At 39.1% G+C, this 16,546-nt stretch carries 15 protein-coding genes and 1 pseudogene; 10 read left to right on the top strand and 6 right to left on the bottom strand.

What is annotated here, in order from left to right:
- Positions 1-104 precede the first annotated feature (104 nt).
- The 5 genes from ACFFLS_RS14375 to ACFFLS_RS14355 form a co-directional block, all read right to left on the bottom strand.
- Positions 105-953, bottom strand: a complete 849-nt coding sequence (locus ACFFLS_RS14375; protein ID WP_379682278.1) for a hypothetical protein — start codon at positions 951-953, stop codon at positions 105-107.
- 258 nt (positions 954-1,211) lie between these two features.
- Complete coding sequence (locus tag ACFFLS_RS14370) at positions 1,212-2,033, bottom strand: hypothetical protein (protein WP_379682277.1); 822 nt, start codon at positions 2,031-2,033, stop codon at positions 1,212-1,214.
- 42 nt (positions 2,034-2,075) lie between these two features.
- Entirely contained in the window at positions 2,076-2,912 is an 837-nt protein-coding gene (locus tag ACFFLS_RS14365) for an HmuY family protein (protein ID WP_379682276.1), read from the bottom strand.
- A gap of 6 nt (positions 2,913-2,918) precedes the next feature.
- Positions 2,919-3,599: an HmuY family protein gene (locus ACFFLS_RS14360; RefSeq protein ID WP_379682275.1), complete on the bottom strand. Its 681-nt coding sequence runs from the start codon at positions 3,597-3,599 to the stop codon at positions 2,919-2,921.
- A gap of 38 nt (positions 3,600-3,637) precedes the next feature.
- Complete coding sequence (locus tag ACFFLS_RS14355) at positions 3,638-5,980, bottom strand: TonB-dependent receptor (protein ID WP_379689468.1); 2,343 nt, start codon at positions 5,978-5,980, stop codon at positions 3,638-3,640.
- Positions 5,981-6,373: 393 nt separating this feature from the next.
- Here ACFFLS_RS14355 and ACFFLS_RS14350 point away from each other — a divergent pair, with 393 nt between their 5' ends.
- The 3 genes from ACFFLS_RS14350 to ACFFLS_RS14340 are packed head-to-tail and all read left to right on the top strand — an operon-like array spanning position 6,374 to position 10,132.
- Entirely contained in the window at positions 6,374-7,225 is an 852-nt protein-coding gene (locus ACFFLS_RS14350; protein WP_379682273.1) for a heme/hemin ABC transporter substrate-binding protein, read from the top strand.
- Positions 7,226-7,230: 5 nt separating this feature from the next.
- On the top strand, positions 7,231-8,274 hold the full coding sequence (locus tag ACFFLS_RS14345) for a FecCD family ABC transporter permease (RefSeq protein WP_379682272.1): 1,044 nt from the start codon (positions 7,231-7,233) through the stop codon (positions 8,272-8,274).
- Between the two features lie 19 nt (positions 8,275-8,293).
- Complete coding sequence (locus tag ACFFLS_RS14340) at positions 8,294-10,132, top strand: heme ABC transporter ATP-binding protein (RefSeq protein WP_379682271.1); 1,839 nt, start codon at positions 8,294-8,296, stop codon at positions 10,130-10,132.
- 8 nt (positions 10,133-10,140) lie between these two features.
- On the opposite strand, the gene ACFFLS_RS14335 is transcribed toward ACFFLS_RS14340, so the two are convergent.
- Positions 10,141-11,118 (bottom strand): helix-turn-helix transcriptional regulator, encoded by a 978-nt coding sequence (locus ACFFLS_RS14335; protein ID WP_379682270.1) that lies wholly within the window; start codon positions 11,116-11,118, stop codon positions 10,141-10,143.
- 193 nt (positions 11,119-11,311) lie between these two features.
- Between ACFFLS_RS14335 and ACFFLS_RS14330 the strand changes: the two genes are divergently transcribed.
- From ACFFLS_RS14330 to ACFFLS_RS26135, 7 genes and pseudogenes are all read left to right on the top strand, one after another.
- Complete coding sequence (locus ACFFLS_RS14330) at positions 11,312-11,977, top strand: IS6 family transposase (RefSeq protein ID WP_379682269.1); 666 nt, start codon at positions 11,312-11,314, stop codon at positions 11,975-11,977.
- Between the two features lie 92 nt (positions 11,978-12,069).
- On the top strand, positions 12,070-12,564 hold the full coding sequence (locus tag ACFFLS_RS14325; RefSeq protein ID WP_379682268.1) for a hypothetical protein: 495 nt from the start codon (positions 12,070-12,072) through the stop codon (positions 12,562-12,564).
- Positions 12,565-13,620: 1,056 nt separating this feature from the next.
- Positions 13,621-13,962, top strand: a complete 342-nt coding sequence (locus tag ACFFLS_RS14320) for a hypothetical protein (RefSeq protein WP_379682267.1) — start codon at positions 13,621-13,623, stop codon at positions 13,960-13,962.
- Positions 13,963-13,995: 33 nt separating this feature from the next.
- On the top strand, positions 13,996-14,664 hold the full coding sequence (locus ACFFLS_RS14315) for a hypothetical protein (RefSeq protein WP_379682266.1): 669 nt from the start codon (positions 13,996-13,998) through the stop codon (positions 14,662-14,664).
- A 12-nt stretch (positions 14,665-14,676) separates the two neighbouring features.
- Positions 14,677-15,699 (top strand): hypothetical protein, encoded by a 1,023-nt coding sequence (locus ACFFLS_RS14310; RefSeq protein WP_379682265.1) that lies wholly within the window; start codon positions 14,677-14,679, stop codon positions 15,697-15,699.
- Positions 15,700-15,842: 143 nt separating this feature from the next.
- Positions 15,843-16,244, top strand: a complete 402-nt coding sequence (locus ACFFLS_RS14305) for a transposase (protein ID WP_379682264.1) — start codon at positions 15,843-15,845, stop codon at positions 16,242-16,244.
- 155 nt (positions 16,245-16,399) lie between these two features.
- Positions 16,400-16,495, top strand: a pseudogene (locus ACFFLS_RS26135) (transposase family protein); the annotation flags it as partial.
- Positions 16,496-16,546 lie beyond the last annotated feature (51 nt).

The raw sequence follows: 16,546 nt of genomic DNA, 5'->3' as shown, positions 1-16,546 counted from the left end.
ATAGGTATTGGTTTTATTTATTTTTATTAGACCACCCCGGTCTTCGGCATGCTTTCTGGGAAAAATGCCCAAGAGGCGGGGGTGGTAATAATATTAGTTTTGAATTACAGTTTTTTGTACTCAAATTTCAGCCATGAGTAATCAGCAGGAGGATTGGCTGTATTATCCCCTGGCTCGTAAGGCGCACCATTTTGATAAACGCTTATCATGTGTAGTGCATAAACATCTCCAAATGCATCTTGAATCAATATGGTTAAATCTGTTGTACCTTCTACGATATGTTTAGGGAAATAATAGTTCCACCAGCCTTTGATGGTATGTCCGCTGGCAGCTGCCAGATAATCTGCAGAGGTTAGCACGTGACCTGCCGGTGCCGATGCCGGCGGCAGGTAAAGGCTTCTGTTATGCCCAAATGGCACAGAAGGCGGGGTTACGCCTTTTGTGTCCCAAGCGTAGCTTGCTGCATAGCTTTTAACAGTTGAGAACGGTTCGTTCACGTACTTGATGCTGACACTGCCTTCAACTCTTATATCTGCATTTCCTGTTCCCGAAAAAGAGACATCCCAATCTGCAGATGGTGGCGTGGTTGAAGTTGCCCCCTTAACGTTGTCATTATTGTAGAAGCTAAAATAATAGGTTCCGTTTGGGATGTGGTTGCCTGAACCGCTGTAAATGCCTTGTGAAACAAAGTAGTTGTTTACCGTATATACATCATTGTTGTCGCGGTGTACCGTTCCGGCATCTACATTGGTAAGTGAAAGCGTCTGGCCCTGGTTAGGCGCTAAAGCCGTTTGTCCATTTAGCTTTAAGCCTGCAGAAGAAGCATTACTGTCTTCAGATTCACAAGATGTAAACACCAAGGTGGCTGCAATGGCAACTAGAAAGCCAAAATTGGCTATTTTTTTGTTAAGTTTGCCAAAATTTGTGTTTGGCGAGGAAATTAATTTTTCCATTTAAAAAAAATATTAAATTAAACTATTATGTATGCCAGACTCTCTGGCATTACAGTTGCCAATTATGAGGGGGACGCCTCTTGTTTATTTAGTTCCCCTCTATTTGGCATTTCGGCTTAAACGAAGCCTGTCAACCTATGGAATGTGTTTTATAAAGCAACCGAAATATTTCTATTTTGCGCAATAACTGTTGTTTGTTATACTTTTTTCCAAAGGTTTTTCTTTTTAATTATTTAATAAATTGCAGTTTTTTGCTTCTTACCTTGTTTTTACATTTCGGTCATTAGGCATCTGCTGTATAAAATACCTGAAATTGAAAAACGGTGCTTCATATTCATATTTGTCTATTACATTATCCGGGTTGCTTCTGTACAGATTGGCCAGCTGGTATTTTACATAGCGGCCATCTCGCAGCTGGAAAATAAAGGTGCGGTCTTTATATGGATGCAGGATATGGTCGCTTAAGCGGTACCTTCCCCAGCCGTCTACAGATTCTCTGTCTTCAAACTCTACACTTGCCGCAGTCCTTATCATTGGCTCTGCAGGCGCTTCGTCCAATTGGTCAAAAGGTGAGCGTATTATGCGCAATTTTCCCAAGCCCGGCTGTCCGTTTTCAGTGGTTGCGTCGGTAAGTATAAAAGCATTGTAAATATCAAAATGCTTTACATGCCATGTTTTTGTTCTTGCCAGCGCATCTGCTTCGGCAACGACATCTTGGGTGTCAAAATTAAAATAGAAAGGAGTATTGGCTCCATCGGCAGCATTTGTGCTTGCTCCCGGCCAATCTACTACATAAACCACTTTGTATTTTTCGTCCAAAAACACGTAGCCTTTCCCTTTTCTTCTCTCAGTATTTGCTTTATCCCAAACTTTTTTGCCGCTGGCATCCGTGTAAGGTATTACGGCATCGTATTCAAAATCCATCTCTTTTATTTTTTTTGCCCTAGCAGGTACCCATGGTGCTTCTGCCTTAAAAGATTCAGCTTCTTCCTTATTTTCATCATCGCTATTGCTGCAGCTGATAAGAAGCAGTGGAATTATAAGTGCAATTAGCCAGTATTTCTGCATGAATTGTTTCATTATTTTTTTTATTTAATTGATTAATGGTAGCATTCAGCTCTTTTATATTTTAGTGAAATCTTTTGTCCCGTCTTTTAATATTTTGTATTTGAAGGTCAGATAAGGGGCTTTGTCATCTAAAGTCGGGCTATTGGGCTGTCCTTTATAAGTATTGTAAATAATTAATTTTGCATAGTTCCCTTTTGCTGTTTTAATGATTATTGTTCTTGGGAGGTTGTACACTATGTGCGCTTTTTTAGGATCGCTTGGAAACATGCTTCCGTAAAAATCATAAAAGGAATAGCCAGAACCGCTCCCCAGAAAATAATCCAGCGTAAGGTATTCTCTAGAAAGAAACTGGTTATCTGCTATAGGCACTGTTTTTACATTATTGTAGGCTTCATCAAACAGACTCTTACTGATTGGCACCTGACTCGGACGACGCTTTGTTTTATCATAATACTTGGCATCTATAGCGTCATCGATCACTAAATAAATGCCGCCACGGGCAGGGCTTCCATAACCTGGACCTTTATTGCCATTGTCAAATATCACTTCACCGTGATTCGCCCATATGCTACTATTGTAAATGCCGGTAAAAGCGATGTCCCATTTGTCCGTATCAGCATATTCTTCTGGTATGACGCGCCCATCTTCTAAACTGTAAAACAAAGGCTTAAATCCTCCGCTATCACTTATATCTTTGCCTTTCATAGTGCTAAGGGTGTCGCCAGGCAGCTCTTTTACGGTATATTCGCCGCTTTGCGTAACTGTTATTGGAGCCAATTCTGGCAATGGTTTTTCTTGAGTGTCTTCACTATTGGAGCACGAAGCCATTAAAATGAGTGCTGTTGCCAATAGCAGACTCCATTTCGAGAAAATTGGATGGGTATGTTTCATATCTTTTTAATTGGTATTTAAGTTTCTGCTGCCGTCTTCCTGTATGTAATATCTAAACGTAAAGTAAGGGGCAGGCCAGTGCAGGTCTGTAACGGTGTTGGGATTTCCTTTATAAATATTTAGGATTTCTAATTTGGCAAATTTTCCATCGGCGGTAAGCAGTACAAATGTTCTGCCTTTTACAGGTACGGAAATGTGTGTCTTAAGATCGTAAAAGTACCATCCGGTATTGTAGGCTTGCGGGTATCCGTCCCAGCCGACAAACGATAGGTTTTTGGTTTGCATCTCTTGCAGGCTTGGCGCTTCGGTAACTTCGCTATAGGACTTTTCTATGGCTACAATCAGCCCTTTTCCGGGACCTCCGTAACCAGGACTTTTGGGGTCAGTGCCACTATTTATGACTACCATAGAGTTATATATCCCTGTAAACCCAATATCCCAGGTATTGGTTTTGGCATATGCTGCGGTGTCTTTTACTTGGGTTTTAGTACGCATGTTAAAATACCAGTCTTGAAATGGACGTTTTTCTTTTCCATCCACTCCTTCTGCCATAGAGGCTCCAATATCTCCAGGCAGGTCTTCAATGACAGTGCTTTTACCATCAAATAAGTCGGCTTTTTCCTCTTCTTTGGTACAAGAAATTAGTAATGCCATTACCAAGCTGATCATTGCAATTGTTCTTTTCATACTTTTTTGCTTTCTATTGTTTATGCTTTAAGTTATTCTCAGTTTTTGTAAAATCGCCAGCTTATTCCGGCTAGTATGGTTCGTCCAGGCTGGGCGGGCATCAGCTGGTCGCGGTAATCCATCAGGTTATCGGCTGTAAGCTGCAGCTGTAAGTGTTTGTTGTAAAATGTTTTTTGTATCGAAAGGTTTAGCAGGAAAAAGCTATTCACATAGGTATCCCAGGGGTCTAAAAAATTGTTGGCTCTGTTGTCTTCCATAAAACCGTATTTGCTGCGGTAATTCACTCTAAAAGCCCCAGAAATGCCTGTCTTTTCATGGTTGTAGCTTATTTTTATATTGGCCATGTGGCGGGAGCGGTTTGTCATTCCAAAATAATCTTTTACGGTAGATCGTCTGGTTCTGTTTATTTCCTTGTCGTAGACCATTCCGTACAAGCCAGTATTGTTTCTAATGGAATCAAGCACGCCTCTATCGATAGCGTAGAGCAATTGATAGCCTGCCGATATAGTAATGGCTTTAGCGGCAGACCATTTAATATTTAGCTCTGCGCCAGTTGTATAGGCCTTTGCAATATTAAGATACGACCATATCTGCTGTCCGTTGGTTTTTACGGCTACAGGCTCGTTGTTTATAAAGTTTCGCATATCGTTGTAAAAAAAGTTGACATCCAACTTTACGCTCTTTATAGGCGCGTAATCGATTTTGCAGCTGTAAGACACTGAACGCTCTGGTTTTAGGCTGCCGATTTGGTTCGCTATCGGAAAAATACTGGTTATCAAACCTGCATCTTTCAAGATGGTAATTTCTCTCCAGAATTCTGCGGCTCCAAGAGCGGTATAACCACTCTGTACATTTGTGAATACGAGGTACAATTGCTGGAAATTTGGAGTTTTAAAGCCAGTGCCTACTGCGAATTTAGCGGTAAGATTTCTTAAGGGCTGATATTGCAGACCTATGCTAGGGTTTATTTTACTCCCGTATTGGTTATGGAAATCAAATCTCGCTCCGGCAACTACCGAAAAACGTTCGCTGGTCTGCCAGTCTGCCTGTGCATAAACAAAATAGTTGTCCATACTCTTACTGCCGCGATAGGACGTATTCTCTAACAGTTCGTATGCGCCACCCATACCGCCGGTTAAGTTTAGCTGCTGGCCAATTTTATGGATTGCCTGTATTTCGGCACGGTGCAGATATTGATCAAAAGTGCTGCCGGGAATTACCGTTCCGTTTGCCAAATCAGTAATGTTTTGATCTGTTTTGTAGCGTGTCAGATAGTACTGCGTTTTAAGTTTTGTACCATTCGTAAAATCATTGTTAAGCGAGACAGAGCCGTTAAAATCGTACTCATTTAACTCATCTAGATTTGAAGAGAGTCCATTGTAGGCATATTTATTTTCAGAATGGCGTGTCATTAACCTGCCGTTAATGTTTAGCGTGCTGTTTTCGGTAAGCAGATAACGGCCGCGTCCCTGCAGTGCGTAGCTGTAAAAAGGTGGGGCTGTTTTGCCTTGGTCCAAATAAGGGTTAGAGTTAAAACCATCGGTATGGTAATAATTGGCAGATAAATAGGCTGAAGCCTTTTTGTCGGCAAATGGGGTTTCGCCCTCAAGGGTGGCATCTACCATGTTAAAACTGCCATAGCGCAGTGCTGCCATAGCTTGCGGCTGGGTAATGATTTTTCGGGTAACAATGTTGATTACACCAGCAAGAGCCTCGCTGCCAAATAAGCAGGAAGAGGCCCCTTTAATAATTTCTATACGCTCAATATTTGATACCGTGATTCGAGACAAGTCAAAATTACCGTTGTTACGGCCTACCATAGGCTGCCCGTCAATCATAATCATTGTGTATCCGCTATCAAAGCCCTGCATCTGCAAGCCTACGGCTCTGTTTCCTGATCCGATATCATTAATAATAGCAAGGCCTGTCTGTTCTTTTAGCACTTCATCAAGTCTGCGGCTGCCCATCATCTCTATTTCTTTTCGAGTAATTACGGTAGATGGCATTGCTGTACGGGTCATGTCTATAAAATTATCAGCGTTGTGATAGGTGCTCTTCACCACAACAGTTTCAAGTGAAGTCTCATTTTTTTCCAATTGTACAGATAGCGAAACCTGTTTTGTGGCTTCAATTTTTACCTGCGTGCGAAATGGGTGATATGCGAGATGGCTGGTTTTAAGCGTATAATTTCCGGCTATGATATTTTTGAATAGAAAATTGCCTTTATCATCTGTCTGGACTTGGTGCAGGTCGGGTTCTAATTGGACAATAGTTCCTGCGACGGCCTGTCCTTCTTTATCTGTTACAACACCTTTCAATGCCCCCCGAATACTTGATTGCGCCTGAATAGTGTAAGGGAATATAAACAATGGTAAAAGCATATAGATGTATAAAGTAATTTTCAATTTTAAGAGCTTTGTTATTTTTATTGATTCTAAACAAGGATTGTTTTGCAATATTAGGCATAAGAGTCGGTAGGAGTCTTGTTCTATCCGTTTTTTCTTTTGTTCATTCTGTTTTAATTTTTGTTCAATCCGTTTTTTATTCAGCAAAAACTATAAAGTTTCAATTAATGACTATTGATTATTTATTTATTTAATGTATTGGTGTTTAGTTTTTTAAGTGTTTGTTGCTATAAGGATTTCGTGATTTCTAATTTTGTTTTATCCGTTTTTTAACAAATGGCATAGTTTGTATTTAGATTAATTAAATAGTTCTTTTGTGCTGAAATTGATGAATAGAGATGACTATTGATCTGCTAAATATTAATAAATATGAAGATGAGAATCAGGAAAAATCAGTTGTTTGCAGGTATACTGTTTTTTTGTTCATCACTTGCTTACAGCCAGCCTAAACGAATTATTACATTAGGTGGTGCCATTACTGAGACGGTTGCTGATCTGGGCTTTGAAAAACAAATTGTTGCTGTGGATGTTACCAGTGAACATTCTGATAACATAAAAAAACTCCCAAAAGTAAGCAAGAATCGTTCGGTATCTGCTGAAGGCCTAATGGCATTTCGTCCAGATTTAATTATTGCTCCTTATGGTGATGTGCCTTATGGAGTTATACAGTCTTTAAAAGGCGCAGGAATCAGGTTTGTTGCTGTTAAACAGGAATATAGCGTAAAAGGGGCTTTGCAATTTATTCGCGAGATAGGTATAGCGCTTGGAGAGAAAGATAAAGGAAATGAGCTGGCTTTGGAAACCTCAAAACGTATTGATAAAGCACTGCAGACAGTAAAACTGAATAAAAAGAAACCCAAAGTACTCTTTATATATGCCAGAGGAACCGGAACAATGACTGTAGCAGGAAAAGGAAGCAACATGGATGCCATGATTGCTCTCGCTGGAGGACGCAATGCCATACAGGAATTTAACAGATATAAAACTTACAGTACGGAAGCACTCGTAAGCGCTAATCCTGATGTTTTATTTCTATTTGATTTTGGAATAGAAAGTCTTGGTGGCAGTAATGGTTTGCTTGGAATGCCAGGAGTGGCTTATACCAATGCCGGAAAAAATAAGAGAATAGCTGCTATGAATGGTCCGTTAATGATTAATTTCTCAACAAGACTGGATCAGGCGATATTGGCACTGCATAAAGAATTTATAAAAGTTAAATAAAAATAATGACAAATAAAAAAACACTATATATCTGCTTAACTACGGGGCTTTTCAGTGTTGTGTTATCTTCTTTGGGTTTGGGTGCAATGCATATTCCACTTTTAGATGTAATTACTATACTGACCAAAAAAATTGGGATCATTGATTTTACAGCAGCCGATGATCTGGCAGAAAATGTACTGCTGCATGTACGACTACCCAGAATAATATTGGGACTTTTAGTCGGTGCTGCTTTAGGAATATCAGGTGCTGCCGTACAGGGGATCTTCCGCAATCCGCTGGCAGAGCCGGGACTGATGGGAATTTCAGCGGGCGCATCTCTCTTTGCAGTATTGATCATTGGCATGGAGTCCTTTTTGTTTGTTTCTCTAAGTGAACTTTTAGGATTCTACCTGCTTGCATTTGGTGCCTTTGCCGGGGCTGGATTTGCTGCAATGTTAGTATATCAGTTTTCGAAAACAGATGGAAGACCCAATATAGCCACTATGCTGCTGGCAGGTATTGCAATAAATGCCTTAGCGGGAGCACTCACAGGACTGTTGACTTATACAGCCGATGAACAACAGCTTCGTACCATTACCTTCTGGATGCTTGGAAGTCTGGGGGGAGCAAATTGGGAGATGATTATTGGCATTACACCATTTATTCTAATTCCTGTGTTCTTATTGCCACTCTACAGCAGGGGGCTGAATCTGTTTGCAATTGGTGAACATCAGGCAGAACAGATTGGTATGAACCCTGGGAAAATCAAAAACAGAGTAGTGATTCTTTCGACGCTGGCTGTGGGAGCATGTGTATCGGTAACAGGAATCATTGGTTTTGTGGGACTGCTTGTGCCTCATATTATCAGGCTTTTAGGAGGAGCTGACCATCGTCTAGTACTGCCGGCCTCGGCGCTTTTAGGGGCACTGGTGCTCACTGTATCGGATATGCTGGCAAGAACGCTGGTAGCCCCTGTTGAGCTTCCGATCGGAGTAATTACAGCACTTTTGGGAGCTCCTGTATTTCTGTACATATTATATAAGGACAAAAAGAAAATCTTGCAATAATTACTATTAAAGGAAGTCTATGTTAAGAGTAGAATCAATCAGCTATAAGGTCGATAACAGGCATTTATTGAAAGATGTCACCTTCAGTATCCGTAAAGGGGAAATGGTGGCTATATTGGGAGCCAATGGCGCCGGAAAATCCACGCTGATGAAAATGCTGTGCAGGGAAAAGCAGCCCTGTGAAGGGCGTATTGTTTATGATGCTAAAAGCCTGAATGAATATTCAGCAAAAGAACTTGCTGGCAAGCGGGCCACACTTTACCAGCACAATACGGTGAGCCTTGCATTTACCGTTCAGGAAATCGTATTGATGGGGCGCTATGCGAAAGAAAAAGACACAACAGAAGCTGCCGACCAGCTTGCGCTGAAAGAAACTATGGAGATCTGTGGCATTAGCCATCTGGCAGAACGTTCCATGCTGACGCTTTCCGGAGGGGAGCAGCAGAGGGTTCATCTGGCAAGAGTGCTGTCCCAGCTTTGGGACAATAAGGAGGGTTTGCTATTGCTGGATGAGCCTGTTTCCAGTATGGATATGCTTTATCAGCACCAGACCCTGGCAATTGCCAATGCATTGTCCAAGAAAGGTTTTATGGTGGTTTGTGTGTTGCATGAAATTAACCTCGCGGCACAATACGCTGACCGCGTCATTATGCTGAAGGGAGGCAGAAAATGGTGGGACGGCGCTCCTGAAGAAGTACTGACAAGCCGTAACATTTTTACCGCTTTCGGAGTCCATTCGCAGGTACAGACCGATCCAAGAACCTTACTTACGCAGATTACGCCGAACGGCTTCAAGCTCGATGCGTCTGTGTTCAACTCCAATCTGGCAGATTCCAATTCAAAACGTTCGCTCAAGGCACGGTTTATTTCGCACCGCGACCAATATCCGGGAAACCCTTTGTGGCGTACAGCTCAGATTTTAGGAGTTAGCCAAGCAGAGTTGATGTTTACTGGACTGGGGGAAAATGTCATTCTGTTGCGCCCTGAAATGCAGGCCATACTGCAGCGTATTGAGGGACTGGGATTGGTGAATGCAGTCACCTGCAATGAGCACTGCGAGACAGAACGTGTGGGGGTTTACCGTAACCTGACAATAGATGAATATACCACACTGTTTTTAGGCGAAGATATTGACCTTAGAATTTTTACCGACAGATGGAAGACGGTCTTAGCTGTAGAAGATAGAGGAAAAGAAAGTCTTCAGTTTTTTGACGGCTGCGGAAAGGCTCTGCACCAGATTTATATTACAGGAGGAAGCTACAGGCAGGCTTATGCAGAATTGATAGAGGAATTTAAGCACCAGGACCAGTCTGCTCCATTGCTGGAAAAGATCGTACAGGAGCAGAAGCAGGAAAAAAGGGATGCTGAAATTGATATAAGAGATTTTCATCAGGCATGGAACAATATGCTTGATACGCATGAATTTTACGGCTTATTAAAACGTTTTGGATTGACACGCACTCAGGCTTTGAGACTGGCTCCACCGAGAAGGGCAGTGCAGGTGAGTTTGGAATCTTTCCGTCGTGCTATTCTGAATTGTTCAGTTACAGAAATTCCTATTATGATGTTTACCTCAAATGAAGGATGTGTGCAGATTAATACCGGAAAATTAGATAATGTGAGTATCAATGGAGCTTGGCTGAAGTTTTCAGAAAGATCGGGAGGGGAGACAAGACTGAACGAAGATGCCGTTCACAGTGTATGGCATGTGGTTAAGCCAACTGCAGACGGAGATGTTAATTCTCTGGAGCTTTACGGTGCGGACGGCAGCATGATAGCCCAGTTTTTTGGGGAGCGGAAGCCAGGAATAGCAGAGCTTCAAAGCTGGAAAAAGGTGCTGGCGGATAATCTTGGTTAGGCCTTTTGCTATAGCCTGACCTCGCTTGGTGGCAGTCCGTAATATCTTTTAAAAGCATTGGTAAAACTGGCCTGATGCTTAAAACCAACCATGGTGCCCACCTCGTACATATTGTTTTTCTTTTCCTCGGTTATCAGCCTGCGGGCCTCGACCATGCGCATACGGGTAACAAAATCATATATTGTTGTGCCGAAATATTTCTTAAAACCGGTACGCATTTTAGATTCATTGATGAGTGCCGATCTGGCGAGTTCTTTCTGAGTGGGAGGATTCACATACTGCTTTTCCAAAAGCTCCCGCACAGCTTCCAGTTTTTCGATATCTTCTTCATGAAGCACTTCTTTATCGCTATGAAGATATTGTCCGAACTGTTCCAGCTGGAACATGATCAATTCCATGATTCGGGTATCAATGAACATTCTTTTCAGATGGCCTTCATGCTTGCACTCCTTAATACTGTTGATTGAATGGCGCATTTCGGGAGTGACGTACAAATCTCCTTCAATAAAGGATGTGCTGATGCCTTTTTCCATCTGGCGCACAAAGTCTTCATGCAGTGGAGAGGCCATGTCTACCAAATTGAAATAGTAGTCTTTGGAAAGCACAATCAGAAAATAGATATATTCCAGTTCAGGCCTGATTTCATGTGACTCTTTTCCGGAAGGTATATAGCGAATATTATGATGGCTGTGGCCGTATCCACCTGACTTAATGGCATTATTGTTTTTCTCCTTGCTGAAAATGAACTGGCAGGCAATCGCATCGCCGTCAACCTCTGACTCTATCTTAACGGTTTCACTGAAACTCATTTCAGAATGCAGCAGGAACATGCCGTTGGTGGACAGCTGGTAATTTTTCATATCAACAGGTGAATGCTTGATGCTGATCTGACGTTCGGACAGCCTGTGGCCCGGTGCATATTTTTCCGGGATTTCTTCCAGAAAAAGCCATTCGTTGTAATTTTCTATTTTAGCTCGGATTAACATATATCTATTGGTTTTGTAGGATAACTGTCATTATTTGGAGTGATGCAAATATATATTTTTATTTATAAAGATTCTAAATAATATTTTTTTACTTTGGATTTATTGCAGTTCTTAAATTTTATCGAATACCATGTAGAGCGGCTTTGTCGCATCTATTTGAAACTTATTATCTTTGAGATTCAAAAAATATTAAATGAATACCAAAGGTCATTGTCATCCCAAAGCTATTATTCTTCAGGCAGTCTGTTTCAAATTACGATTTACATTGAGTTACAGGGATGTTGAGGAAATAATGAAAATGCGTGGAATACAAGTTGATCATGCTACGATTCAACGTTGGGTGTTTAAATTTAGCCCAATGATTGAATCTCAGATGAAAAAGAGAAAGAACAGAGTGGGAGTGAGCTGGAGAATGGATGAAACCTACATAAAAGTTAAAGGTATTTGGTGCTATTTATATCGGGCTGTTGATAAATTTGATAATACGGTGGATTTTCTTTTGACCAGAAGAAGACAGAGAATGAGCGCACAGTCATTTTTAATAAAAGCGATAAAGAATAATTGCCGGCCAACGGTAATAAATATATACAAAAGCGGCTCCAATACCAGCGCAGTAAGGGTTTACAACAAACGATCATTTTCGAATATAAAGATTAGGCAGTGTAAGTATCTGAACAATATTGCCCAGCAGGATCATCGTTTTATAAAATGGCGGATACAGAACGGTCTGGGTTTTAAAAGTTTTGAATCGGCCAGACGAACATTAAGTGGAATAGAAGCTGTACATATGTTGAAAAAAAATCAGATGCTTAACCCAGGAATAAGTATGTTCAAATCATTTTGTAAATTGGCTGCATAATTTTTCGGGTTTCTGATTTCTTTCGAATTTATATGCCAGATGCGACAGAATCTACATTAATTTTCATACTAATCATTAACATATAATATTCAATGTTAAAAGTAAATTCGCCTTTATTCAAGCTTATTGTTATCTTATTTCGGCAAATGAATCTTTCCATTGCAAGATATTCAAATAAGGAAGATTTTTTTGTTTATTTTGAAGATAAGCGAAAATATTATAAATATACTATTCTACAGTTAGAACTTTTACTGTTTGAGGGTAAGCCGTATTCTTCTTTTTTTGATATGGTATGGAAATGCTTTTTTATCAGACGCGTTAGTAAACTAAACATAATATTCATGCTCAAATTCTTAAAAGAATTTGATGATTTTTTAGAGAATAAGAACTTAGATTATATTTTTAAAGAAAGAATGAATATTATCGCTTCCGGTGAAATTTACTGGGGGCTCTTAAGAACAAAATTGGCTAGAAAAGAAAGAAAGATTATTGACCAAACTGAACATTTTGGTCAGAATTTAGCATTTAGCAATTATGGTAGTATTGATGAAACTCTAACTAAGTTAAGAATACATCTTGAAATCTAAAAATTAGTAATTAAAATCATAAAAAATCTTATTGTAATGCTCAAGTTTGCAAGTGTTTCAAAGTTGATGATAAGAGAACTTATAGTTAAACTTGTTGAAATGAAGAATATATAGGAGATGACTTAAGATGAGCATTACTGCTCATCTTTTTTGTTTAATGTTGTCTTAAACAATCTTATATTGGGTAACGTATCAGATGTGTTGGTAGTTATTTTACTACGTCAAAGGTTCATAGATTATCAATGATTTATATTAACATCGCATAGAATAAAAAAAACTTAGGGGTGTTTTTTTATTTTTAATCTTTTAAACAAATTATTACATAGTGGTTCAAATGGAATGGATTTTTTTTTGGTTATGTTTAAGAAAATTGAATCAAAAGGAAACTCTATATTTATTAGGGCAACAAAAGATTTAAGCTATTTACCTTTACAAATAAATTTTACTAAAAAAGCTGGAAAAGTAGAATTTAGCTAAAAACTTAATACTTATTTAGTATAACATTAAAGATAAGGATTAGCATATCATAGTACTGTTAAATAAACTGATTTTGTAATTTAATGCTTAATGTGGTTATAGAGCTACTGAGTGCCTAAAAATTTTACTTTTAAAGAATTTGTTTGAAAAGACTTAAAATCTCAAATGCTCTTTTGATAGCGGGAAGCATTCAATTATCTAACCAGTTTATTGAGAATTATTACAATGTTTTAACATGCCCATTTTAATTGTCTCTCCACTTTTTTGCACATCTATTCTTTTCAGATTAAATACCGGGAAGCAGTTAGTAGATATATAACGAAATAGTCTTATGCTTTTATTTCGGCCTCTCATGTATAAAAATTCCGCACTCGTACCTTTTTTTTAATTTGAACTATAGCGTTATATTAATTTTATTACAGAAATGAGATAAGATGCATGCGCCAATGTACCTCAGAATCACTTTCCAAAACGAGACGTGACTAACCTGAAAAGGACCAAAATAGATAACAAAATGGAAAATTCAAACGGTACAATAGGGCATCATAAAAATTAATCTAATAACAAAAAACAAAAATCATGAGCGCAAAAGAGATTTCAACAGCCGACGGAAAATTATTTTTTTCCAATCCACCTCATCCGGATAGTGCTTTTCAACCGGAATTAAAAAACTTAAATGAAGTAAAAGATTTTAAAATCGATACTACTGCAGCAACGGCTAGTAGATCTGCTGCTCCACTTCCACAAGTAGCGGTCTATACTGTTGATGTTGATGTGGTAGTAACCCCTGCAAATCCTTTAATTATTTCAGGAAGTGGTCCAGTACAGGTGAGTTATAATAAAGTAACCATTCAATCAGGAGGACAAATAAAAGTATTAACCACTGCAGATATTAAAATTGCAGAGTTAGTAAAAATGTAATTCAACTAATTAATAACATTAAAAAAAATAGACATGAGTAATTTAAATGGCGATATAATAATTTATGGTGCAGACGGTACGGATGGAACGGCTGGCCAAGGGTTTTCAAACCCAGCACCTAGTGGAAATAATGGTACAAATGCTAACTGTGACTGGGATTCTGTATGTAGACCTAGTTCTACTGCCGGAACCGCAGGAGCAAATGGAGCGGATGCAGGTTCAGGAGCATCTGGAGGCAATGGATCTGATTGTCCCTCTGCCACAATTACAATAGGACAATTAACAGGTTCTATAGTAGTTGCAGCAGCTGCAGGAGCAGGAGGAGCAGGAGGAGCAGGAGGCAATGGTCAAACTGGAGGTAATGGAGGCGATGGTGGAAAAGCATCTGGTTGCCCTGCTGGTTCAGATTGTGGTGCTAGTAGTGGTGGTGCTGCTGGAAATGGTGGAAAAGGCGGTAACGGTGGTAACGGTGGTAACGGCGGTAACGGTGCTAATAGTATAGTGGTGCAATACCATGGCGGTAGTGTTTTAACGTCTTCTCCAATTCCTAAAGGAGGTTCAGGTGGAATAGGTGGTAATGGTGGAAGTGCTGGTAAAGCAGGTTCACCTGGAGGAGCACAAGGATCTGGAGGTAGTGCTGGTTCAAGTGCTGCATCTGGAAATAATGGAAGTCAATCTAATATTATTTTGCAACCAGTTTAAAAAAGGAATGCTATGAATGCGACTAAAGATTCAATTTTGTCAAATGTAGCGCTACTTTCATCTTATGCATCCACACTTAGTTCGGCTTCGGCCAAACAAGTGCTGGATCTAAGAGATGAATTACTGGCTTTACCAGAGAAAACCGACCTTCAACTAGGCGGTAGATCGGGTTTAAATATTGATGGCAGTCCATTACAGTATTGCATTAGCTCTTCCAGTGAAGGTTTACATGGCCGTTTTATAAGTGATCCATCTTGTATTGTGGGTTCACCAGAAGAACGATTTAAGTATAGCTATCAAGCGTTGCAAAAATTATATGCTATCACACAAACCGAAGAAATAAAGGAAATGTGTGAAGAAATGTTGGATTTTCATTTGCCTGTTTCAAAAGCAAATATGGATGAGTATCCCGATGGTGTTTTTTGGTTAGGTGCTTCTCCAGACAGTAAAGGCATAGCTATTTATATTGATGGTAGAAGAGGCGGTAAAGAAGCTTCATGGAAACGATTTAGAAATTGGCTAAAACACTTAATGCCTGATACTACAGAAATTGATGAATTTGTGAACAATTTGAGTCCGTACGCTAATATTATGAGTATCGGTTTAGAAGGAAGTTCTTTAAAAAATGTAAGAGCTAAAATTTATTTTAGATTAACCCATAAACTTACAATTGAAGATTTAAAAATACCTGTTTTGCTCGACGAATCGGTTACTGATTTCTTTACTGATGTAATAGGGAATAAAGAGATAAATTTGGCAGGAGTAGTGTTTAATGTAGGTTTTCATATTGCTAGTTCAAAATTGTTTGATGCAAAAATTGATATTTGTGCTTGCCCTTCTTATGTTGAACTAAATCCTAGCGATTGGGTCGATTTATTAGAGAAAACCACAACAAAAAATAAGGTTAATCAATTTCCTGTAAAAAAAGCAGTACTAGAAAATGACTGTGCTGTTTCTTATTATGGATTAGGGATAGATATTATGGGAAATAAAAGACTAAATCTTTATTTAAAGAATAAAGTGGTAGCTAATTAAAACGTATTTAAAGATCTTAATTTTTGAAGTATTATTTTTCTCTCTAAGCAAAATACTTAATTAGGGTCTGCTGAAAAATCATTAATTCTTTAAAAAAAACAAGGGATTATAATTGTATTTGCAATATTTAAGTGCAAGTTAATATGAGAACATCCCCAAAAAAACGTGCATCAACGCAGGAATATGTAAGCTCCAAACAGTTAGTTTTGGAAGGTTTTGAGGCTCCTTTTCACAAAGAATTAAATCCAAAAAACAGATGGGATGAGATTTGCAATTTATATTTAACCTTTGTCCCTATTCAGAAAACGGGCCGCCCACCATTGAATCCAAGAGTTGTTTTGGGAGCTATAATAATTAAGCATTTATGCAATCTTGACGATAGAGAAACCGTGGCTCAAATTTCAGAAAACAGCTATATGCAATACTTCTTGGGTTATTCTAGCTTTAGCGATGAAATTCCTTTTGATGCTTCTCTTTTTGTAGAGTTTAGAAAACGTTTGGGTTTAGAGAATTTGAATGCCATCAATGCCAAGATTTGGAATTAAAAACGCAATTTGAGAAAAAAATGAGAATTCCAAATCAGAAGCTGATTCCGATGATGAAAATCCACCAAACAAAGGAACTCTAATAATTGATGCTACTGCTTGTCCGCAGAATATAGCTTACCCAACAGATTTGAATCTTTTGAATGATGCCCATGAGAAATCCAATAGAAGGTAAATTTGGTCAAGCCAAAACAGCATACGGATTAGGCTGTATTAAAGCTAGAATGCAAGACACCAGCGAATCTTGGATTGCAAGTATAATCTATGGTGCTAAACCTCATCAAATTGTCGTGGGTAGTATC

This window comes from Flavobacterium procerum, from assembly GCF_042431625.1.
Classification (GTDB): Bacteria; Bacteroidota; Bacteroidia; order Flavobacteriales; family Flavobacteriaceae; genus Flavobacterium; species Flavobacterium procerum.
The sequence above is the reverse complement of the archived record's forward strand: the minus strand, read 5'-3'. Positions and strand labels throughout refer to the sequence as shown.

What these genes read in the sequence shown, in the direction of transcription:
- ACFFLS_RS14365 (WP_379682276.1), bottom strand. Translation starts at nt 2,912, where the DNA reads ATGAAACATACCCATCCAATTTTCTCGAAATGGAGTCTGCTATTGGCA.
- ACFFLS_RS14375 (WP_379682278.1), bottom strand. Translation starts at nt 953, where the DNA reads ATGGAAAAATTAATTTCCTCGCCAAACACAAATTTTGGCAAACTTAAC.
- ACFFLS_RS14310 (WP_379682265.1), top strand. Translation starts at nt 14,677, where the DNA reads ATGAATGCGACTAAAGATTCAATTTTGTCAAATGTAGCGCTACTTTCA.
- ACFFLS_RS14345 (WP_379682272.1), top strand. Translation starts at nt 7,231, where the DNA reads ATGACAAATAAAAAAACACTATATATCTGCTTAACTACGGGGCTTTTC.
- ACFFLS_RS14355 (WP_379689468.1), bottom strand. Translation starts at nt 5,980, where the DNA reads ATGCTTTTACCATTGTTTATATTCCCTTACACTATTCAGGCGCAATCA.
- ACFFLS_RS14360 (WP_379682275.1), bottom strand. Translation starts at nt 3,599, where the DNA reads ATGAAAAGAACAATTGCAATGATCAGCTTGGTAATGGCATTACTAATT.
- ACFFLS_RS14335 (WP_379682270.1), bottom strand. Translation starts at nt 11,118, where the DNA reads ATGTTAATCCGAGCTAAAATAGAAAATTACAACGAATGGCTTTTTCTG.
- ACFFLS_RS14370 (WP_379682277.1), bottom strand. Translation starts at nt 2,033, where the DNA reads ATGAAACAATTCATGCAGAAATACTGGCTAATTGCACTTATAATTCCA.
- ACFFLS_RS14340 (WP_379682271.1), top strand. Translation starts at nt 8,294, where the DNA reads ATGTTAAGAGTAGAATCAATCAGCTATAAGGTCGATAACAGGCATTTA.
- ACFFLS_RS14320 (WP_379682267.1), top strand. Translation starts at nt 13,621, where the DNA reads ATGAGCGCAAAAGAGATTTCAACAGCCGACGGAAAATTATTTTTTTCC.
- ACFFLS_RS14325 (WP_379682268.1), top strand. Translation starts at nt 12,070, where the DNA reads ATGTTAAAAGTAAATTCGCCTTTATTCAAGCTTATTGTTATCTTATTT.
- ACFFLS_RS14315 (WP_379682266.1), top strand. Translation starts at nt 13,996, where the DNA reads ATGAGTAATTTAAATGGCGATATAATAATTTATGGTGCAGACGGTACG.
- ACFFLS_RS14330 (WP_379682269.1), top strand. Translation starts at nt 11,312, where the DNA reads ATGAATACCAAAGGTCATTGTCATCCCAAAGCTATTATTCTTCAGGCA.
- ACFFLS_RS14350 (WP_379682273.1), top strand. Translation starts at nt 6,374, where the DNA reads ATGAAGATGAGAATCAGGAAAAATCAGTTGTTTGCAGGTATACTGTTT.
- ACFFLS_RS14305 (WP_379682264.1), top strand. Translation starts at nt 15,843, where the DNA reads ATGAGAACATCCCCAAAAAAACGTGCATCAACGCAGGAATATGTAAGC.